Raw genomic sequence first — 21,079 nt, 5'->3', positions numbered from 1 at the left:
CGTCTTCTACGGCTTCAGGGGCTATCGCACCCGGGAGAGTCACCGACTGGTAAACTAGATAGCGTTTCGGGGCTGATTTCAGGAAACGGTCCGGAAACAGATATACCTTTACTTACTCAGGCCAGAAAGAATTATCTCTTTCTGGCCCCATTGCTTTTACCGTTCTTGCTCAAAAGTTTCTATCTTGTTCGTACCTATGAACACAAGAATTGTCATGCTTGCGAGTGCTGTGGTGATGGCCGCTTTAGGGATAATCGCTTCCTTTTTGCCACAGGAAATCTTGGGCTCCCTGGGTGGGGAAACCACCGGAATTGCACCCTTGCTGGTGCAGTTGCTGGGTGCGCTGTACCTGGGCTTTGCCCTTCTCAACTGGATGGCGAAAGGGGTTCTGATAGGCGGTATTTATGCGCGTCCGGTAGCTATGGGCAATTTTCTGCACTTCTTCGCCGGAGCGATGGCACTACTGAAAGGAGTGCAGACTGGTCCGCAAAACAGTTTGCTTTGGGGCCTGGCTCTGGTGTACGGCCTAATGGCGGTGCTGTTTGGGTTGATCACATTCCGGCATCCTTTGGCGGCCAAGGCATCTGGTGAATAAACTCTGGAGAATAGGGAGCATTGCGGTTTAAGCCTTTTTCTTGAAAAGTTGCCTTAAAACGCAATACGGGCTCTTTGCAATCTCTTCCTGCCGAAGACCTACACCAGAAAGAAAATCAGGAGAGCCGTGTTCTTCAGGAATAGCCGCAGGTGGCGCTGTGCCACGGTGATCTGGTTTTCCACGCTCCGTTTAGAGATGCCCAACTGAGACGCAATGTCTTCGTTGGGGAGGAGCATTTTCCGGCTGAGGTAGAACACTTCTTGGCACCGTTTGGGCAATTTCTCCAGGTGGCTCTCTAATTGATGCTCCAGCTCCCGGGCGCAGATTTCCTCTTCCCCCTTGTTGGCTTGTGCCGGCTGCGGTAAGGCCTCTACTTGGTCGGTGTACTGCAGCGGAATGATTTTGGCGGTCTTCAGGCACTTGTACACGTGGTAGCGGGCCGCGGCGGTCAGGTACTGCTGGAAGGAGTCAATCTGCAGTTGGTGGCGCTTGGTCCAGATGTTGAGGAAGATGGAATGCACAATGTCCTCGCAGGCTTCCCGGTCTTTCAGGTGCGAGAAAGCGGTGGTGAACACCCGCGACCAGTACCGCTCAAAAAGAGCGGTAAATGCTTTTGAGTCATCTTGCCGGATGGCTTCCCACAGGGCTGCATCTGATTGGTCACGAAACATAGACGCTTCTATTTAATGATGGAGCTTGGGTGCATTGATTTTTAAGAACCGGCCTGCCCCAGCCGGTAATTGATCGCAAAAAAAAGGGGTAAAGGTAAGATGAACGTTATGGCTAGGTTACGCTTAGGTTACGTTTTATTCCGAAGGTGCCTGGCGCATAAGCTAGAGCAAGATAATGAAATTTTTTAACAAGTCTTTTTGCCTTAATTAAAGTTTTAGACCGATTAAGGGAGTACCCTTTGCATTTCTGATAAAGCCAAGCTCTGCTGGCGGCAAATTATTCCTAAGCCTAATGCGGTGAAAAGATTAAAGAAGCTGTTTCAAGGCTTCTTTGCTGAAAACCTCCCCAAATCAGTTTCCTGAACTTAGAGGAAAAGCACATGATGTCCTTGCCGCACGCTGTAGAGAGCAGGCAGTCTTCCCATGCTTGGATAAAAGTGCAGTGTTCCCGTTTCAAGGGCTTTTTTCCTGAAACAGCCCCAAAACAGCAGAGCCTGAGGCATTGCCTAAAGGTCTTGCCTTTCTAATGCTTTCTTTTCCTTTCATCCAATAGCCGTGCGTTTCTGCCACATTTTGGAGCTTATTAGAAAGATCGGAAAAATTTTTACCCAAAGTATGTGTGTGGGGGCGGGAAAAGGTCTCTCTATCTGTACAAGGCCACCACACCCATGACCAGAGAAGAATACGTCATCCTGCACCAGAAATACCTTGACGATACCTGCACCCCGCAGGAGAAGAAATTGCTGGAAGAGTACCAGGACCAGTTTGAGTTGCTGGAGTTACCCTGGAATGCAGAAACCATGGGCTCCCAGGAGCAAACGAAGGCTGCCATTTTCAACCGTATCCAGGAGTCAGCGGGGCTACAGGAAACAGAGAGCCGGCGTAAATATCCCTTCCTGAGCTTGGCGGCGGCCATTGCTCTGCTGCTGGTGTCTGCCGGGGTTTATTACGTGTTCCGGGCTCAGCCTGCCGGGCAAATGGCGGAGGTGAAGAAAGCACCGGTGCCAGCTGCTGCAGAAGTACAGCCCGGCCGTGACAAAGCCTATCTTACCCTCGCTGATGGCACCGTGATAGACTTGGAGACCACCGCCAACGGAGACTTGTCCCAGCACGGAAATGTCAAGATCATCAAACTGGACGGCCAGCTTTCCTATTCCGGGCAAGCCCCCACGGCAGACCAGACGCAGCTCAACACCCTCTCCACCCCGCACGGCGGCCAGTACCAGATTACCCTGTCAGACGGCACCAAGGTATGGCTCAACGCTGCCTCATCGTTGCGGTTTCCGGCCGCATTTGCCGGTAAAGAGCGCGTGGTGGAGCTATCGGGCGAAGCCTATTTTGAGGTAGCCAAAAACAAGGCCATGCCTTTCAAAGTGAAGTCAAGAGGAATGGAGGTAGAGGTATTGGGCACCCATTTCAACCTCATGGCCTATGAAGATGAAACTCAGTTGCGCACCACCTTGCTGGAAGGCTCTGTAAAAGTGAGCAACGCTGCCGGAGCGGTAACCATCAAACCAAACCAGGAAGCTGTGCTTCATGCGGGCTCTAATCAATTAAAGGTTAAGGAAGTAGATGCGCAGGAAAGCATCGCCTGGAAAAACGGGCAGTTCCTCTTCCATGACGAGGGCCTGCGCAGCGTCATGCGCAAAATAGCCCGCTGGTATGACGTGGAAGTGGTGTATGAAGGCGAGGTTGACCAAAAGAGTTTTACGGGCACCATCTCCCGCTTCGAGGACATCACAGACGTGCTCAACATGCTGGAATTAACAGAAACGGTTCATTTTAAACGGAAAGGAAGGAGGTTAACCGTGGTACCATAGCCCAACAGAAACTCGCCTTGGGCCCAAAAAAGAAACCAGGGGCGCGGCAACGCCCCTGGCTATGGAATGGGTCTGTAAAGGCAATAGACGTGAGTGCACCTATTTCTTAAACCCAAACAAACAAATGTATGAAAATTAATACTCTTTGTAAGAGTAGGTTTCTGGTCAGTATACCGCATAAGCTCCTCTTGGGTATGAAACTTACCGTGATTTTTATGCTTGCCGCGCTTTTGCAGGTAAGCGCCGCTGGCTACAGCCAGCAGATAAACCTGTCTTACAGGAACGTGTCGCTGGAGAAAGCCCTCAGTGAGGTGAAAAAGCAAAGCGGCTACAACTTCCTGTACAATGTGCAGATGCTCAAAGAAGCCAAACCCGTGAACCTGCGGCTAAAGAACGCTTCATTGGAAGAGGCATTAGAGCAATGCTTTGAGGGGCAGTCCCTTACCTACACCGTCAACCAGAAAACGGTGGTAGTGAAGCGGAAGCCGCTAGCCGAGGCAACTGAGGCAGTGCCGCCAACGGAAATCAAAGGAAAGATAGTAGATGCCAAAGGCGAACCCATGCCTGGCGTCACCATCAACCTCAAAGGTACTACCGTGGCTACTTCCTCGGCGGGCGATGGCAGTTTCTCCTTGCAGGTTCCCGAAGGCAAAGGAACCCTGGTGTTCACCTTCATCGGGTTTCAGACGAAAGAAGTTGCGTTTAACGGCCCTTCAGATCTGAACATCCAGTTGCAGGAAGACAACCAGGCCCTCAAAGAAGTTGTGGTGGTAGGTTATGGTCAGCAGGAGCGCGAAGACGTGACCAGCGCCATCAGTTCGTTTAAGCCTGATGAGCAGAATTCGCGTCCGGTTCTGGGGCCAGATCAGTTGATCCAAGGCCGTATGCCCGGTGTGAACGTGTCTTCCGGCTCGGGTAGCCCGGGTTCCTCCACCCGCGTGAGCATCCGGGGAATCGGGTCTTTGAGCGCCAGCAACGAACCCCTGTACGTGATTGACGGAATTCCGGTAGTACCGCATAACGCCGCCCTCTTCAACCTGGGCGAGAACATGAACCCGCTTTCGCAGCTCAACCCCAATGACATTGAGTCAATTGAGGTGCTGAAAGATGCGGCTTCCTCGGCCATCTACGGTTCCCGCGCCACCAACGGCGTGATCATCATTACCACCAAATCTGGGAAGCAAGGCAAATCCAACCTCAACTTTGATTACTACACCGGCATACAGGACGTGCCCAACCGCCACAAGATGAAAATGGCCGGTTCAGACCTGTACCTGGACGTGATCAACGAGGGAATTGACAACTACAACCAGCAGTTTGGCTACAAACTAGGCGATGCTAACTACATGCTGCGCAAGGAGAACCCATACCCCGGCATGCCAGATACGGACTGGTTTGACCTGGTCACCCGCACCGCCCGTACCTCCAGCTACAACCTCTCTTTCTCTGGGGGCACAGACAAAACCAAAGTATTTGTCTCTGGTAATTACCTGGACCAGGAAGGAACCATCATCAGCAGTGAATTCAAGAAGTACACGGGTAAGATCAACCTCAGCCACAAGCTGTTTAACTGGCTGGAAGTAGGCACCAACTCTAACCTGAGCTACACCCACAACTCCCGGGTGCCAGGCTCCAACTCAGGGGCAACCATCATGGCGCGCAGCATTCCGCAGCGTCCGTTTGACCGCCCGTACAAACCCAACGGTGAGTATTACGTGGGCGGAACCGAGGATCTGCTGTACCATAACCCGCTGCACATCCTGAACGAGGAAGACGCTGACATTGAGAACTACCGTTACCTGGGCACGTTCTTCGCTACCCTGCACCTGGCCAAAGGGCTGGACTTCAAAACCTCCTTGGGGCTGGACCAGATCTATACAGTAGACAAGGTGTACTACAATGAAGATCACCCCTACGGAACCGGCGTGGGCCGCCTCATTGACAGCCGCCGCATGATCTCCAACCTGCTGGTGGAAAACACCCTCACCTATAACAAGCAGTTTGGCGAGCTTTCTTTCTCGGCGCTGGCCGGTCAGTCTTACCAGAAAACTTCCAACTCCGGGATCAACATTGACGGCCGAGGGTTCCCTTCTTCTTCTTTTGACGTGCTGTCAGTGGCTGCGGAAATTACCGAAGCGGGTACCAGCCTCACCGAGAGCGCCCTGGCTTCTTACTTTGGCAGAACCAGCTTCTCTTACAAAGACAAGTACCTCCTGAGCCTCACCTTTAGGGCCGATGGTTCTTCTAAATTCGCGCCAGAGAACCGGTTCGGTTATTTCCCATCAGTTTCTGCCGGTTGGCATATTTCCAGAGAAGAGTTCTTCCCCGTGGAGCTGATGGACCTGAAACTGCGCGCCAGCTACGGTTCTACCGGTAACCAGGACGGCATCAGCTCTTACGCGTATCAGGCGCAGATGAGCGGCGGTCGTAACTACGGCTACCAGAGCGGCATTGGCGTGAGCACTAACGGCAACCGCGACCTTACCTGGGAAAGCGCCGACCAGTTTGACGTGGGAGTAGATATGGGCCTCCAGCGCGGAAAATACACCCTCACGGCAGATTACTTCGTGAAGAACACGAACAACCTGCTGTACAGTCGTCCTACCCCGGCCACTACCGGGTTCACCAGCATCACCAGTAACATTGGCTCCATGCGCAACTGGGGATGGGAGTTCATGGTGGGCACCAACCAAACCTTCGGGAAACTGACCTGGAGCTCAGACTTCAACATCTCGTTCATCAAAAACAAACTGACCTCGCTCTTAGGCGATGACGCTTTGCTCATTGGCGCTAACCGTACCCTCAAAGTTGGCGAAGAGGTGGGCAGCTTCTACCTGTACAAAATGCTGGGCATCTACCAGACAGATGAAGAGATCCCAGAAGCTTTCTATAAGCAAGGCGTGCGCGCCGGTGACGTGAAGTACGATGACATCAACAACGATGGTCTCATCAACGCCGATGACCGCCAGATTGTGGGCACGTCTAACCCCAACTTCTTCGGGGGCTGGAACAACACCTTCCAGTACAAGAACTTTGACCTGAGCGTGTTCCTCAACTACAGCCAGGGAGCCGATGTGTACTTCTCGGGACGCATCACCATTGAGCGTCTGGCCAACAACTTCTTCGGGATACGGGAAGAGGTGGCTAAGGAGCGCTGGACTGGTCCGGGTACCAGCAACACTACGCCGCGCGCCATCTACGGTACCGGCTGGAACACCCAGAACTCCACCCGTTTCCTGGAAGACGGCTCTTTCCTGCGCCTGCGTTCCGTGATTCTGGGCTACACGCTGCCCACCAGCTTTACCTCCAAAATTAAGCTGAGCCGTGTGCGGGTATATGCCCAAGCCGACAACCTGTTCCTGTGGACCAATTACTCCGGTATGGACCCCGAGGTGACCAGCAACTTTGACCCGCAGTTTATGGGCGAAGACAACCTGATTTTGCCGCAGTTGAGAACCGTGAATGTAGGAGTGAACCTCCGTTTTTAACCCCGCTAACCATCAGACAATATGCTAAGGCTTAGATATACTTTATTTTTTGCGAGTCTGCTGGCCCTGCCGGCCTGTAATGACCAACTGGATTTCTATCCGCACTCATCCGTTTCTCCAGACAACACCTCTGAGAAAGACATGGACGCGCTTCTGTACGGCATGTACAACTCGGTGCAGAATTCGCCGGGCCGCGAGTCCTTCATCTTCTATGACCTCATTGGCGGGGAATTGATGAACCCCTCCGGCGGAAACCAGCTGGCGTTCATCAACAACTTTCTCCGGCCAGAATACTCGCTCATAGGTAATGCTTGGGACGGTTATTACCGGGCCCTGTACCAGGTGAACAACGTGCTGGCCACTATTGCGCCGTTCTCAGACACCCAGAAGAAAAAGGAGATGAACGGCACTGCCCACTTCTTTAGGGCGTACCTGTACTACAACCTGGTGACCCGCTGGGGTGGAGTGCCCCTGTTGGAGCAGAATACCGCTGAGAAAGTATCGCGCAACAGTGAGGAGGAAGTCTGGAACTTCATTGAGAGAGAACTGGAGGCTGCCCTGCCAGACGCCCCGGCCTACGTGGTGAACCGGTATTACTACGTGAACAAAGACGCGGTGCAGGCGCTCATGGCCCGGGTGAAACTGGCCCGGGGCAAAAAGCAGGAAGCCGCGGCCCTGGCCGAAGGCCTTATCACGTCTGGCCGTTACAAACTGGATACCTTTGAGAAGATTTTCCGGAAGCAGCAGAACACTGAGGTCATTTTCGCCTTTGAGAACCTCACTGAGGAGTCCAGCATCACGCTCAGCACCTTATTCTACACTTACTCCCACACGGTGAAGGGCTCCTACGTCTACAAACCCACCGACGACGTGATGCAGAACCTCTTTGAGGCCAATGACAAGCGGAAAGCCATTTCCATTGACGTGGTGCAGGGTTTGAACGTGATCAACAAATACCCCAGCGGCCAAGCCGGCACCGATCCGTTCATTGTCACCCGTCTGGCGGAGATGTACCTCATCAGCGCCGAGGCGCAGGGAATGGCCGGCTTGAGCCGCCTCAACGAACTGCGGCAGGCCCGTGGGCTGGTGGCATTGAGCCCCAGCAGCGAAGAATCCTATTTAGATGCCGTTTTGCTGGAAAGACGCCGGGAACTGCTCGCCGAAGGCTTCCGCTGGTATGATCTGGTGAGAACTGGCAAAGCTGTCTCTACGCTGGGCATTGAGCCGCACCGCCAGAAACTGCCCTTGCCGGAGAGCGAGATCATCCTGAACGATCAGCTGGAACAGAATCCCAACTATTAATTCTTCCCATCTCTTAATCCCTTAGGATATGTTACTCCCTATTAAACGATATATCATTGCCCTTTGCGCGGTGAGCAGCTTGTTTGCCTTCAGCGGTTGCGAGGATGACGACGAAGCCGCCGCCGTAGATTTCAGCCCCACCACCCCAGTGGCGAAGATGCTGGTGGAGAATACCTCGCTCATTAGTCGGGTGTTCTCAGACACCACATTCCAGGTGCACCCCGGCGTAGAGGAAACCGACATCCACTACCTCAGCATGGAAGGCTACACCATGCACGCCTTCGTGCTTAAGGTAGACCTCAAGCAGCCCGGCATAGGCCTGTACCCCGCCACGCCGTTTGGGGGCACCGGCTTTGCCATGCAGACCATCCCAGACATGCTCAAGTACATTGACAAGCCGGGACAGCGCGTGATGGCCGCCGTGAACTCAGACTTCTTCAACACCAGCACCGGCGAGCCCCGCAGCCTGGTGTACCTCAACGGCAAAGCCGTGAAAACCGCCATCCAGACTGGCGGGCGCGGGTATTTTGGCGTGGACAAACAGGGAAACCCCTTCATTGGCGATGCCGATGACTACGAGCAGCGCAAAAATGACATCCAGCACGCCCTGGGTGGCCACCACCGCCTCATCAGAGAGAACCAGCCCGTAAGCCAGACCGATGTGACCATTGAACCCAGAACCGCCGTGGGCATCACCTCAGACAAGGTGGTGTACTTTGTGGTGGTAGACGGCCGCCGGTTCGACTATTCTAACGGCATTACGCTGGAGAAACTGGGCACCTTCTTAAAGGCGCTCGGTTCCACCGAAGCCTTGAACCTGGACGGCGGCGGTTCTTCCACCTTCATGATCAAGCACCCGCTGGCCGATGTGTGGCACATGCGCAACTGGTCCTCAGATCGCTTGCCGCGCGCCGTGACCAACGGTTGGGCGGTAGTCGCCAATTTGCCGTAACGGTTTCTCCGCTGGGCAGAAACAGCAGAAGCAGCCCGTCCGTTTAGGGGCCGATTTTCCCAAAAGAGCCCCTAAACAGATGGGCGGGCGCTGCGGCGTGGGCCGTGGGCGCTTTCTTTCTCCTTTCATTTTCCAACTGATAACCTTATGTTCAAAAAGATAAACAAATACCTGTTTTTCCTGCTGGCGGTCCTGTGTTTGACTGCCTGCGAGGACGACGACGTTGCCAATGTTTCCACCGATCCGGTGCTGGTGTCCATCAATCCTGCCAGCGGCACGTCTTCCACTATTGTCACCATTCTGGGCCGCAACTTCAGCCCGGTGCGAGAGAACAACGTGGTCAAATTCAACGGACAGACTGCCGTGGTCATTGAGGCCTCTGAGGGTCAACTGCAGGTGGTGGTGCCCGAGAACGGCAGCTCCGGCAATGTGACCGTGACCGTGAACAGCCGCGAACTGCAAGGCCCCACCTTCACGTACGCCGAGGCTCCCGAGGAATTCCTGGTGAGCACGTTTGCCGGCGAGGGAATCATCGGGCTGAAGGACGGAACTCCGGACGTGGCCCAGTTCCGTAACCCCGAGGGCGTGGTGTTTGACGCCCAGGGCAACCTCATTGTGACCGACCGCGCCAACAACGCCATCAGAACCGTAACCCCGGCGGGGCTGGTGAGCACGCTGGTGGGCTTCGGGGGCACAGCCGGTAACGTAGACGGCGCGGTGGCTACGGCCAAGCTGAATTTTCCCTGGAAATCTGCCATAGACGCGCAGGGTAACCTGTACATCGCGGAGCGAGACAACCACAAGATCCGGAAGATTACGCCCGCCGGGGTGGTGAGCACCGTGGCCGGAACCGGAACCGCCGGTTTTGCTGATGGCCCCGTGGCTACCGCCAAATTCAACCAGCCCATTGACGTGGCCGTGGACCCGGCGGGCAACCTCTACGTAGCCGATAACCTAAACCACCGCATCCGGAAGATCACGCCAGATGGGACGGTGTCCACCATTGCCGGGAACGGGACGGCCGGCTTCACCGATGGCGATGCTTCGGTGTCTAAAGTGAACAACCCGTCGGGTGTGGAGGTAGACAAAGACGGCAACGTGCTGGTAGCCGACCGCCAGAACCACCGCATCCGGAAAATCACGCCACAGGGCATGGCCAGCACCATTGCCGGCGAGGGCACCCTGGGCTCAGTAGACGGTGATGCCGCTGCCGCCAAGTTCAACCAGCCCTACGGCGTCACCGTGGACAAAGAGGGTACTATGTACGTGGCCGATCTGAACAACCACCGCATCAGAAAGATTACGGCGGCGGGTAAAGTGACCACTATGGCCGGCACTACCTCAGGGTACGCCGATGGTCCCGGGGCCAGCGCGCGCTTCAACCAACCCACCGATGTGGCGGTAGACAAAGACGGCTACGTCTACGTAGCTGATGTGCAGAACCACCGCATCAGGGTGATCAGAAAACTCTAAGATCAAGAGCTTTTTTCCGTTTAGGGGCTGTTTTTCCAAAAACGGCCTCTAAATGGGAAATAGCCTTTTAAGTAAAATCTTCCCTTCCGGTGGCAGAAGAAAACGCTAGATAGGAGGGGCGGTTTTTATGAACAGCTTGCCACGCGGCAGCCTTTGTTTCTTTTCTCCCGCTGTTTTTCCGGAATCCTCTTATCTGAATGAACATGAAAGTTTCCTCCAACATCATCGGCTTTCTGCTGGGGGCGTGCCTGCTGGTATGGGCTTGCGCCACCAAATCTCCGCAGCAGAAAGCGGCCGAACCGCGAAAGGTGGGCTATTCCATCGCCCTCAAGAACATCACCCCAGAGAACATGGCCTACGCCAAATCTGTGGGGATAGACTACATTGAGACCTCGTTCCAGGCCTTCATTGACGACAAGCGGCAGTTCAAACTTCCGGAGGCCGAGATCCAAAAAGCCGTGGCCGAGGCCAAGCAGGCCGCCGACAAAGCCGGGATCAAGATTTGGTCCATCCATATGCCGTACAGCAAAACCATTGACATTTCGCTGGCCAATGAGCAGGAGCGGCAAGCGGTGGTGGCGTTGCATAAGCAGGTGCTGGCGTATGCGAAAGCGCTGCAACCCCAGATCATTCTGTTCCACCCCAGCTATTATCTGGGCATCAATGAGCGCGACACCCGCAAGGCTCAGATGATCAAATCCAGCCAGGAATTGGTGCCGGCGGTGCAGGAACTAAAGGCCACGATGGTCATCGAAAATATGCTGGGCCCCGAGCTGCTGGCCGATGCCAACCGTGAGCGCCCACTCTGCCGGTCGGTGGAGGAGACGCTGGAGATCATGGGCCAACTGCCCCAGAACATTTACGCAGCCGTGGACATGAACCACATCAAAAACCCAGAGCGGCTCATCAGGGCGCTGGGCAAACGGCTGAAATCCATTCACGTAGCCGATGGGCACGGGGAGAAGGAGAACCATTTTTTCCCCTGCTCCGGCCAGGGCGGCAACAACTGGACAGAGATTCTAGGGGCCCTGGACGAGGTGAATTACCAAGGCCCGTTCCTGTTTGAGAGCGCCTTCAAAGACGTGAAAGACTTGAAGGAATGCTACCTGTCTCTGCACTCGGCGTACGCGGCGCAGCAGAAATCTGTGAAAGCCAATCCCTAATACTACCAGGGCGCATGCGTTTAGGGGCCGTTTTTCGGAAAATAGCCCCTAAACGCGCCTCTTTTCATTTGTTTATATTCCTCCGCAATGATAAAACCTTTTCTCTCTCTTAGCCCTAAACCCTTACAAGTGGGCAGCTTAGCAATTCTTTCGCTGTTGAGCGCCTGCTCTCCCAAAGCACCGGCCACGGCTTCGGCCACGGGCCAGAACTCCACCCAAACCCTGTTGCAGCAGAAGATTTACCCGCTGCTGCTCACGCTCCAGGAAAACCCGTACCAAACCGAACTCCAGAAAAGTGAGCCCCTGCGGCAGTTGGCTGCCCAACGTGCCCAGCGGGTGAAGCAGGCCGTGCAAACCTGTACCGATGTGCCTTGTCTGGCTTCCTCGGTGCAGTGGAGTGCTGCCGAGGTGCAGCAGGTGGGCAACGAGCTGGTGCGCCTGTACCAGAACAGCAAGCGGTTCCAAAACGTGGTTCAGCCCTTGAAAGCCAGCGGGAAATACGAGCTATATGCGCTCCAACCCGACACCGCTTTCCTGCGCAGCGCCTGGAAAAACTCGGCCCAAGCCATGAACCACGCAACCGATGTGTATTTCAAAGGCAAGAAACCGCGCTACCCCAAGATTGACGCCATCAGCTTTGAGATGACTGATCCCGCTTTCCAACGGCAGGTGCGGCAAGTGCTGGAGAAAGCGGCCAGTAACTCCGGCAACCAACTGTTCTTCCAGATTCCGCTACAGGCTTCGCTGGAGGCGTTGGCCATCAACGGCAGGGACGAGGCCGTACGCTATGAGCCGCTGCACCAAGGCCTGAACGCAGGGCCTTTCAAGCAGGCAAAATCCACGGACTGGAAGAACTTCAAGTACAGCCTGATTCTGGTGCCGGGCTTTGGACCCGAGGAAGAGGGCATTGTGCTGCATGACAAAGCCAAAAGCCGCTGCCGCATGGCGCTGGAACGGTACCAGAAAGGTTTGGCTCCGTTCATTGTGGTATCGGGCGGTAACGTGCACCCCAACAAAACGCCGTACAACGAGGCCGTGGAAATGAAAAAGTTCCTAGTAGACAGCTTGGGCGTGGCTGAGCAGGTGGTGATCATTGAGCCGCATGCCCGCCACACCACCACCAACCTGCGCAACACCAACCGCCTGCTGTACACGCTGCAGATGCCCCTTGACAGACCCATCTTGATTGTCACCGATGAAAGCCAGAGCAGCTACATTATGCGTTTCGAGAAGAAGGCCAAGGAGGAACTGGGTTACGCGCCGTTCCAGAAGTTGAAGAAACTCTCTGACGTGGAGACGGAATATTCCTCCGTGCCCACCTCGCGTCAGGTAGACCCGTTGGACCATCTAGACCCGTAATACATTTTGCGTTTAGGGGCTGTTTTTCAAAAAATAGCCCCTAAACGGAATTCTGGTAACTAACTACGGCGGCGGTTGCTTTCTTTGAGTTAATCCTGTTTAGCAGCTCCTTTTCTGAAATTGGCTTTAAAACAAGATGGATTAGGGAAGGAAAGTACAGGTCAGTCCTCTACTATGTAGTACACGCATTCCGTCCCCCTTTGAAGGGGGTAGGGGGATGACAAAGGCGCGTCAAACTAGAAAGGCCCTCGCAACAGAGGAATGGGCAACCACAAGGGATTGCCCCTACCGTCTCGAACGTCATGTTCAGCACGAGTAATCATCCTCCTACCCCCTTCGAAGGGGGGACGGAATGCGTGAAAATTGTTCTGAGGTCAAGAGGTGCTGTCCGCAGTAAATCGAATTATCAACCCTTATTTTATCTTCATGATGCTTCGTGTCAGATTTTTGTTTTTGATGTTCATGGCCTGCGTGCTGCTGGGCGGTTCGGCAGTGGCGCAGGACAGCACCGGTGTAAGGTACACGTATGTGAACGCCCGTGAGTTGAGTGTGCTGGGCCAATCTGCTACTGTGCGCGATTCTGGTTTTCACCGCATAGACGAGGTGCAACGGCCCAAGCTGCCCAAGGCGGTGGCGGGGCTGGCGACTAATTCAGCAGGCATCAGTGTCTCGTTTCAGACCAATTCCAAATCCATTAAGCTGAGGTGGCGGCTGGCCAAGTACAACACGCTCTGGAACATGACGCCCGCAGCGGTGAACGGCTTGGACTTGTACGCCTGGAACGGCAAAGAATGGCAATATGCGGCCACGGCTCGCCCAGCCAAGGAAGAGAACGACGTGCTGGTCCTCCGTAACCTGGACGGTCAGTTGCGGCACTACCGAGTGCACCTGCCGCTGTACGCCGCCGCCGAGGAAGTGCACGTGGGCGTGGAGGTCAGATCAACGCTCCAGAAAGCCGATGCCCGGTTCCTGCCCACCCAGAAAGTAGTCATCTACGGATCCAGCATCACGCAGGGGGCCTCGGCCAGCCGACCTGGTATGGCGTATCCGGCCATCCTGAGTCGGCAACTGAATGTGGACATCTATAACCTAGGCTTCAGCGGCAGCGGCAAAATGGAAATAGCCTTGGCCGAGATACTGGGTCAGATGGATGCCGATGTCTACGTGCTGGACTGCGTGCCCAACCCCTCGCCGGCTCAGATCAGAGAGCGGGCCGTGCCGTTCATCAAGCGCCTCCGCGAGCTCAAACCCAACACGCCCATTCTTATGGTGGAGAGCTTTTTCAGGGAGAGCACGCCTTGGGACCAGGAGAAAATGAAGTTCGATACCGGCCAGAACCAGGAGTTTCGGAAAGCTTACGAGCAGCTCAAGCAGGAGAAATACAAAGACCTGTATTACCTGTCTGCCAAAGGCCTCAAAGGCTATGACCACGAAGGCACCATTGACGGCAGCCACCTCTCAGACCTGGGGTTCACGCGCGTAGCTCCGTATATAGGCAAAGAGCTGAAGAAAATCCTGCCCAAGAAGTAAGCATTAGTTTAAAGCTGAATACCTGGCGCAAGCGTCCGCTTGTTTCCGCGCGTAGTCAAGATCAGCAATACGCGTGGATACAAGCGGACGCTTGTGCCAGTATTTGAAAGATTAGCACCTGTTTGCTTGAAAATTTTAGAAAATCCGTTTAGGAGCAGTTTTAAGGAAAAGAGCTGCTAAACGGATTTTTCTGTGCAGATGAGCGGCGGATTTTCTACCTTGTCCTTCGCAAAACTAGGCGGTAAACCCGCTCTAAAACTTCCACGCGTATGAACCGGGTAGACAGGCTTTTTGGGATACTGACGTTGCTGCAGTCCAAGAAATACGTGACCGCCGAGAAGATTGCGGAGGCCTTTGACATAAGCGTGCGCACCGTGTACCGTGACGTGAAGGCGTTGGGCGAGCAGGGTGTGCCCGTGGGGTTTGAGCCGCACAAAGGTTACTTTGTAGTGCAAGGGTATTTTCTGCCACCGGTCTCGTTCACCTCCGAGGAAGCCAATGCCCTCCTACTGATGGAAGCCATGGTCTTCGGGTTCACCGATAAGTCCATTCACACGCATTATGCCTCGGCGCTGAACAAAGTAAAAGCCGTGCTGCGCACCACCCAGAAAGAAAAGCTGGATTTCCTCAACAACCACATCAAGCTGCAACTGCCGCCCTGCCTCAACAATGATTACGAGTACCTGGCAATTATTCAGCAGGCCATTTCAGAGAAAACCATCTTGGAGATCGGGTACAAAAACAAAAACGAGGAGGTTAGCAAGCGGCAACTGGAACCCATCGGGTTAATCTTCTACGCCTACAGCTGGCACCTCATAGGGTGGTGCCACCATCGCCAGGACTACCGCGATTTTAAGGTTTCCCGCATTCTCACTATCAGAAACACCGAGCTGCCTTTCTGCAAAACAGAGCACATGGCGGTAAGCGAGTACATGAAACAATTGCCTGTGCCGTATTGATAAAGACCCGTTGGGGTATGCGGTTTTGGTGCCGTTTTGCAGAGAAAAGGTCAAAAGCAGAATTAAGTAAAAATAATTTTCATTTCCTGAAAGTAGACTGCCATAGGGTTGTCAGTGGGTGGCTATTTCTTTGTGTCATCACTAAACCACTAACCTTATGTCAGAAATGCAAACCTCCATCGCCACCACTACTATCCTGGATCTGCTCACCAAAGAACTAGAGCAGGAAGCTGTTACCACCCGTAAAATGCTGGAGCGCATTCCAGATGACAAGTACGACTGGAGACCCCACCCCAAAAGCATGGACATCCGCACGCTTGCCATGCACATTGCGGATTTACCGTCTTGGGTAGGCATGACCCTGACCACCAGTGAGCTGGATTTCGCCAAAAATCCCTATAAGCCAAGAGTAGTGAATACCACCGCCGAGTTGCTGGCCTATTTTGAGGAGATGCTGGAAGATGGCCGCAAGCATTTCTCCGAGGGCTCTGATGACCAACTAGATGAGGCGTGGACGCTCAGGGATGGAGACACCATCTATCTCACCTCTACCAAATATGAGGTGCTGCGCATGACCATGAGCCAGATCATCCACCACCGCGCGCAATTGGGTGTGTTCCTGCGCCTGCTCAACATTCCCATCCCGGGCAGCTACGGCCCAAGCGCCGATGAGATGAATTTCTAAATATTGCTCCCAATTATAGAAACAGAAAGCCCCACCAATTCCACTGGTGGGGCTTTCTGTTTAAAGGTAGTAAGTTGCCTGAAGGGCTTTCCTACAATTTAGGTAAGTCTTTCACTTCTTTCTTGCTGCCTTCTTTGATGCTGATGGCCACACCGCCGCTGGAAGCTAAACGCTGCTTGATGACACTGTTAGGAGTCACCACTACCTTCTTGATGGTGTAGCTCTGCGGCTTTTTGTCGTAGCTGGCATCAGCACCGTCTGCGTAGATAGTGGCGATGTACTGCTTGCCTTTGGGCAGGAAGTAGAGATTGATGGTGGCCGTGCGTGGGTTTTCATCGGTCACGCCGCCTACGAACCACTCATCTTTGCCTTTGGCCTTGCGAGCGGTAGTTACGTAGTCACCGGGCTCGGCTTCCAGAACATAGGTATCATCCCAGTCCACGGCTACGTCTTTGATGAACTGGAACGCGTCTGGGAAACGGAGGTAGTTCTCGGGGAGATCGGCGGCCATTTGCAGTGGGCTGTACATGGTCACGTAGTAGGCCAACTGTTTCACCAAGGTGGTGTTCACGCGCTGCTTGTTGTTGGTGCCGTATATTGATAAATCAGTCTGGAAGATGCCGGGCGTATAGTCCATGGGGCCACCCATTAAACGGGTAAAGGGCAGAATGGTGGTATGTTCCGGAGCTAATCCGCCCATGGCTTCAAACTCCGTTCCACGGGCAGATTCTTGGGCAATCCAGTTAGGGAAGGTGCGGTTCAGGCCGGTAGGCCGTACGGCCTCGTGGCTGTTGACCATGATCTTGTAATCGGCGGCGGTATTGGCCACGTGAATGTAGTGGTTCACCATCCACTGACCATCGTGGTGTTCGCCGCGCGGAATGATCTGGCCCACGTAGCCGGTTTTCACGGCGTTGTAACCATTGTCTACCATGAACTGGAAGGCAGGGTGCAGGCGGCGCTCATAGTTGGTGGCCGAGGCCGAGGTCTCATGGTGCATCATGATCTTTACCTTTTTAGAGGCGGCGTAGCGTTGCAGTTCCTTCACGTCAAAATCTGGGTACGGGGTGGTGAAATCGAAGACGTTTTCTTTCCAGTTGCCAATCCAGTCTTCCCAGCCAATGTTCCAGCCTTCAACCAGCACCGCATCAAAACCGTGCTCAGCGGCAAAGTCAATGTGTCTTTTCACGTTCTGTGTAGTGGCGCCGTGGCGGTTGTTGGGCGTGAGTTTGCTGAAATCCTGATCCAGTTTCACGTTGTTCTCGGTGCCGTAGGCCCAGGTGCTTTTGCCGGCCACAAAGTACTCCCACCACACACCAATGTATTTCACGGGCTTGATCCAGGAAACGTCTTTGTATTTGGTAGGCTCGTTCAGGTTCAGAATTAGTTTAGAAGCCAGGATGTCGGTGGCTTTGTCGCTCACGATGATGGTGCGCCAGGGCGTCTGGGCATCAGTTTGCATGTAGCCCTTGTTACCCACGGCATCGGGTACCAGGTGCGATTTCATCCGGAGGGTCTTGGCATCCACTTCCAGGTGCATGGCGGGGTAGTTGATGAGCGCCGCCTCATGGATGTTGATGTACAGGCCATCAGAGGATTTCATCATGGAAGGCGTCTGCACCGATGGTTCTTTGATAGGGCTTTGGGCCGTGATCTGCACCGTGGCTTTCTTCTGTAGACTAGGGATCTCCGAGAGTTTAGAAGTAGTGTACGGATACTCATTCGTGTCATAGTCGCCCGGAATCCAGAAGATCTTGTGGTCGCCGGCCAGGTTGAACTGCGTCTGCTCTTCCTTGATCACGAAGTAATTCAGTTCCTTCTGCTTAGGAAACTCGTAACGGAAACCCAGCCCATCGTTGAACAACCGGAACCGGAGGCGGATGATGCGGTCTTTCTGCGCTTTTTGGGCCAAGGTCACCAGCAGCTCATTGTAGTTGTTCCGGATGGTTTTCTGCTCGCCCAGTATTGGTTCCCAAATATCGTTCACCGACTGCAGCTCGGTTTTTACCACGGTGAAACCGTCCAGAAAAGAGGGCACATCTTTGGTCTCAATGCCTAAAGTGCTGGATTTGATGACTGGTTTTTTCTTATACGTGAGTTGGTAGGAGGGAACGCCCTTCTCTTTCAGCTCAAATTTTAAAGTTAAATTTTTGTCTGGCGAGGTGAGTGTCTGGGCCTGCAGCAGGGGTGCCACCGTCCAGACCATCAGGAAAAGTAATAATTTACGCATGGTTTGGTAAGGATAAATTGTAAAGCATTTCAGGACCGTTTCAGAGAAAATAGCCCGAAAACAAGGATTGTGAAAGTAAGTACTCAGACAGAAATACCTATATCTTCTTCTCTCTCATTATTGTCATCCTGAAAGGATCTTGTGAGCGAACGGTAGTAGCGTGAGTTCTTCTGCTTTTCTAGTTCGCCCACAAGATCCTTTCAGGATGACAAAGAGGGATAGCCGAAGTTCAGGTATACTTGTTTGTCCTGGTACTTACCGGCAAGTTAAAGGCTCCTTTTTGATTTACGGTTTCTTTTCTGAAAATGGCTGCTAAACGCCAAGAAGGTTTTGAAAAGGAACTCACACCAAGGGCATACAACAGAAACGGGCTGGCCGGAAAACCGCCAACCCGTTTCTGTTTTACTTTATAGATTTAAGGTTGAAACTATTTTCCGTTAACCTCCACAAAGCTGATGGCGTACCCGCCGCCCGGTGCCACAAACTGCGACAGCTTTGATTTATTGGTGACATTTACTTTCCGGATGGTATAGGCCTGCGGGTTGGTTTTGTAGTGGGCATCTTTGGCATCGGCGTAGATGGTGGCCACGTACTTTTTGCCTTTGTCCAGGAAATCCAGTTTGATGTTGGAAGTACGGCTATTATTGCCACCCACGCTGCCTAAAAACCACTGGCCGGTTCCTTTGGCCTTGCGCGCCACCGTGATGTACTCGCCCGGCTCGGCCTCCAGGTACTTGCTATCGTCCCAGTCCACGGCTACGTCTTTGATGAACTGGAACGCGTCTGGGAAGCGGTCATAGTTCTCGGGAAGATCAGCGGCCATTTGCAGCGGGCTGTACATGGTCAGGTACAGAGCCAATTGGTTAGCCAGGGTGCTGTTCACGTGCGAATTGTTGGTAGGGTTGATCTTGCTCAGATCCATCTCGAAGATGCCCGGCGTGTAGTCCATGGGACCGCCAATCAAGCGGGTGAAAGGAATAAGGGTCACGTGGTTGGGTTTGGAACCGCCAAACGACTGGTACTCGGTTCCGCGCGCCGATTCGTTCCCGATCAGGTTAGGCCAGGTACGGGCAATTCCGGTCGGGCGCACGGCCTCGTGGGCGTTCACCATGATCTTGTACTCGGCGGCTTTCTCCAAGGCGTGCTGGTAGTGGTTCACAATCCATTGGCTGTAGTGGTTTTCGCCGCGCGGCAAGATGTCGCCCACGTACCCGCTTTTCACGGCATCATAGCCGTTGTCTTTCATGAACTGATAGGCTTTGTCCAAGTGGCGCTCATAGTTGCGCACCGAAGAAGAGGTCTCATGGTGCATGATCATCTTCACGCCTTTGGAGTTGGCGTATTCCCGGATGCCTTTTACATCGAAGTCTGGGTACGGGGTCACGAAATCGAATACGTAGTCTTTGGAGTTCCCGAACCAGTCTTCCCAGCCCACGTTCCAGCCTTCCACCAGCACGCCGTCAAAGCCGTGCTTGGCCGCGAAGTCAATGTAGCGTTTCACGTTGGCCGTGTTGGCGCCGTGGGTGCCGTTGGGCTTGGCTTTGGAGAAATCGGTGATGCCCAGCTGCACGGTAGGGTAATCATTGGTGTAGGACCAGGTGCTCTTGCCGGTGATCATCTCCCACCACACGCCCACGTATTTGGTAGGCTTGATCCAGGAGGTTTCTTTAATCTTGCTGGGCTCATTGAGGTTGTAGGTCATCTTGGAGGCCAGAATGTCGCGGGCATCGTCGCTCACGATCACGGTGCGCCAAGGCGTGCTACGCGGGGCCTGCATGTAGCCTTTGTCGCCAATGGCATCGGGCGTAAGCCAGGACTCAAACACCAGGTTCTTGTCGTCCAGGTTCAGGTGCATCACCGGGTAGTCAATCAAAGCGGCTTCGTGCAGGTTGATGTACAGGCCGTCGTTGGATTTTAGCATCAGGGAAGTCTGCACGCCGGTGGGCGAGAAAGTAGTCTGCGACAGGTTGTTCGTTACGGCCTTAGACATGATGCCCCTGATCTCCGACAGTTTAGAGGTGGTGTAGTCGTATTCCTGCGTGTCATAGTCGCCGGGAATCCAGAAGGCGGTGTGGTCACCGGCCATGGCAAACTGCGTTCTCTCTTCCTTGATCACGAAATAGGTGAGGTTCTTCTGAGTGGGGAACTCGTAGCGGAAGCCCAGGCCATCGTCAAACAACCGGAACCGAATGAGCATCTGCCGGTCAGTGCCTTTCTGGTTCAGCGTTACGGCCAGTTCGTTGTAGTGGTTCCGGATGGTTTTCACCTCGCCCCAAACCGGTGCCCAGGTCTCGTCATAATTGGTGGTCTGGTTGGCTACCAACGCGAAGTTGTCGTGCAGCGAAGCCTGCTGATTCACGGCTTTCTGGTCCATGTTGGCATCTGACCCGCCCGAGGCGGCATCGGCGGCTTTGGTCTTCAGTTCGAAACCCAATTTGCTGGGCTTGATGACCTGCTTGCCTTTGTAGGTGAGGCTATAAGTAGGGGTGCCGTCATTTTGCAGGGAGAAGCTCATCATGAGTTTTCCATTCGGGGATTTCAAATCTTGAGCAGCAACCTGACCCAAGAAGGAAAGCAAAATGCCGGTCATTAAAAGGAGTTTATACATGTTCTGTAAGCGATTGTGGGTTGATAGGATTCCGTTACCAAATGTTAAAGGTACCCATTTTTGTGGAGTTGCCCATCCCAGGTCATGGGGTTGCTGCTGCTTGGAACTCATAGCTTTGAATCTTCAAGGATTTAAGCCTGAACGAGAACCGGGGTAAAAGGAGAGGTGCTCACAACTTGCCACAAGAAAGAAGCGCTTTAAGTCTGGTTTCTAAAAATCAGACTTAAAGCGCTTCTTTCTTGTG

The 21,079-nt window shown here is 53.8% G+C and carries 14 protein-coding genes; 11 read left to right on the top strand and 3 right to left on the bottom strand.

The window, feature by feature from the left end; translation table 11 throughout:
- Window positions 1–196: 196 nt before the first annotated feature.
- On the top strand, window positions 197–595 hold the full coding sequence (locus ACY0JR_RS10650) for a hypothetical protein (RefSeq protein WP_462634052.1): 399 nt from the start codon (window positions 197–199) through the stop codon (window positions 593–595).
- A gap of 98 nt (window positions 596–693) precedes the next feature.
- Here ACY0JR_RS10650 and ACY0JR_RS10645 read toward each other — a convergent pair whose 3' ends face one another.
- Window positions 694–1,266 (bottom strand): RNA polymerase sigma factor, encoded by a 573-nt coding sequence (locus ACY0JR_RS10645; protein ID WP_462634050.1) that lies wholly within the window; start codon window positions 1,264–1,266, stop codon window positions 694–696.
- A gap of 668 nt (window positions 1,267–1,934) precedes the next feature.
- Here ACY0JR_RS10645 and ACY0JR_RS10640 point away from each other — a divergent pair.
- From ACY0JR_RS10640 to ACY0JR_RS10595, 10 genes are all read left to right on the top strand, one after another.
- A complete protein-coding gene (locus ACY0JR_RS10640; protein WP_462634049.1) occupies window positions 1,935–3,086 on the top strand; it encodes a FecR family protein in 1,152 nt (383 codons plus the stop codon).
- Between the two features lie 194 nt (window positions 3,087–3,280).
- Window positions 3,281–6,574, top strand: a complete 3,294-nt coding sequence (locus tag ACY0JR_RS10635; protein ID WP_462634047.1) for a TonB-dependent receptor — start codon at window positions 3,281–3,283, stop codon at window positions 6,572–6,574.
- A gap of 21 nt (window positions 6,575–6,595) precedes the next feature.
- Window positions 6,596–7,876: a RagB/SusD family nutrient uptake outer membrane protein gene (locus tag ACY0JR_RS10630; RefSeq protein ID WP_462634046.1), complete on the top strand. Its 1,281-nt coding sequence runs from the start codon at window positions 6,596–6,598 to the stop codon at window positions 7,874–7,876.
- Window positions 7,877–7,904: 28 nt separating this feature from the next.
- Window positions 7,905–8,828, top strand: coding sequence for a phosphodiester glycosidase family protein (locus ACY0JR_RS10625; RefSeq protein ID WP_462634045.1), 924 nt, complete (start codon window positions 7,905–7,907; stop codon window positions 8,826–8,828).
- Window positions 8,829–8,975: 147 nt separating this feature from the next.
- Window positions 8,976–10,301: an IPT/TIG domain-containing protein gene (locus ACY0JR_RS10620; protein WP_462634044.1), complete on the top strand. Its 1,326-nt coding sequence runs from the start codon at window positions 8,976–8,978 to the stop codon at window positions 10,299–10,301.
- 203 nt (window positions 10,302–10,504) lie between these two features.
- Complete coding sequence (locus tag ACY0JR_RS10615; RefSeq protein WP_462634042.1) at window positions 10,505–11,464, top strand: sugar phosphate isomerase/epimerase family protein; 960 nt, start codon at window positions 10,505–10,507, stop codon at window positions 11,462–11,464.
- 129 nt (window positions 11,465–11,593) lie between these two features.
- Window positions 11,594–12,823 (top strand): YdcF family protein, encoded by a 1,230-nt coding sequence (locus ACY0JR_RS10610; RefSeq protein ID WP_462634041.1) that lies wholly within the window; start codon window positions 11,594–11,596, stop codon window positions 12,821–12,823.
- Window positions 12,824–13,249: 426 nt separating this feature from the next.
- Window positions 13,250–14,353, top strand: a complete 1,104-nt coding sequence (locus ACY0JR_RS10605) for an SGNH/GDSL hydrolase family protein (protein ID WP_462634040.1) — start codon at window positions 13,250–13,252, stop codon at window positions 14,351–14,353.
- Window positions 14,354–14,622: 269 nt separating this feature from the next.
- Complete coding sequence (locus tag ACY0JR_RS10600) at window positions 14,623–15,312, top strand: helix-turn-helix transcriptional regulator (protein ID WP_462634038.1); 690 nt, start codon at window positions 14,623–14,625, stop codon at window positions 15,310–15,312.
- Window positions 15,313–15,469: 157 nt separating this feature from the next.
- Window positions 15,470–15,997: a DinB family protein gene (locus ACY0JR_RS10595; protein ID WP_462634037.1), complete on the top strand. Its 528-nt coding sequence runs from the start codon at window positions 15,470–15,472 to the stop codon at window positions 15,995–15,997.
- 91 nt (window positions 15,998–16,088) lie between these two features.
- Here the strand turns inward: ACY0JR_RS10595 and ACY0JR_RS10590 are convergent, their stop codons facing one another.
- Together ACY0JR_RS10590 and ACY0JR_RS10585 are read right to left on the bottom strand one after the other, a co-directional pair.
- Complete coding sequence (locus ACY0JR_RS10590; protein ID WP_462634036.1) at window positions 16,089–18,227, bottom strand: glycoside hydrolase family 97 protein; 2,139 nt, start codon at window positions 18,225–18,227, stop codon at window positions 16,089–16,091.
- A gap of 427 nt (window positions 18,228–18,654) precedes the next feature.
- Window positions 18,655–20,835, bottom strand: a complete 2,181-nt coding sequence (locus ACY0JR_RS10585) for a glycoside hydrolase family 97 protein (protein ID WP_462634035.1) — start codon at window positions 20,833–20,835, stop codon at window positions 18,655–18,657.
- Window positions 20,836–21,079: the final 244 nt, after the last annotated feature.

This window comes from Rufibacter sp. JT3400010, assembly GCF_054956755.1.
The sequence above is the reverse complement of the archived record's forward strand: the minus strand, read 5'-3'. Positions and strand labels throughout refer to the sequence as shown.

Coding starts and splice junctions, on each gene's coding strand:
- ACY0JR_RS10650 (WP_462634052.1), top strand. CDS start 197: ATGAACACAAGAATTGTCATGCTTGCGAGTGCTGTGGTGATGGCCGCT.
- ACY0JR_RS10645 (WP_462634050.1), bottom strand. CDS start 1,266: ATGTTTCGTGACCAATCAGATGCAGCCCTGTGGGAAGCCATCCGGCAA.
- ACY0JR_RS10640 (WP_462634049.1), top strand. CDS start 1,935: ATGACCAGAGAAGAATACGTCATCCTGCACCAGAAATACCTTGACGAT.
- ACY0JR_RS10635 (WP_462634047.1), top strand. CDS start 3,281: ATGAAACTTACCGTGATTTTTATGCTTGCCGCGCTTTTGCAGGTAAGC.
- ACY0JR_RS10630 (WP_462634046.1), top strand. CDS start 6,596: ATGCTAAGGCTTAGATATACTTTATTTTTTGCGAGTCTGCTGGCCCTG.
- ACY0JR_RS10625 (WP_462634045.1), top strand. CDS start 7,905: ATGTTACTCCCTATTAAACGATATATCATTGCCCTTTGCGCGGTGAGC.
- ACY0JR_RS10620 (WP_462634044.1), top strand. CDS start 8,976: ATGTTCAAAAAGATAAACAAATACCTGTTTTTCCTGCTGGCGGTCCTG.
- ACY0JR_RS10615 (WP_462634042.1), top strand. CDS start 10,505: ATGAAAGTTTCCTCCAACATCATCGGCTTTCTGCTGGGGGCGTGCCTG.
- ACY0JR_RS10605 (WP_462634040.1), top strand. CDS start 13,250: ATGATGCTTCGTGTCAGATTTTTGTTTTTGATGTTCATGGCCTGCGTG.
- ACY0JR_RS10600 (WP_462634038.1), top strand. CDS start 14,623: ATGAACCGGGTAGACAGGCTTTTTGGGATACTGACGTTGCTGCAGTCC.
- ACY0JR_RS10595 (WP_462634037.1), top strand. CDS start 15,470: ATGTCAGAAATGCAAACCTCCATCGCCACCACTACTATCCTGGATCTG.
- ACY0JR_RS10590 (WP_462634036.1), bottom strand. CDS start 18,227: ATGCGTAAATTATTACTTTTCCTGATGGTCTGGACGGTGGCACCCCTG.
- ACY0JR_RS10585 (WP_462634035.1), bottom strand. CDS start 20,835: ATGTATAAACTCCTTTTAATGACCGGCATTTTGCTTTCCTTCTTGGGT.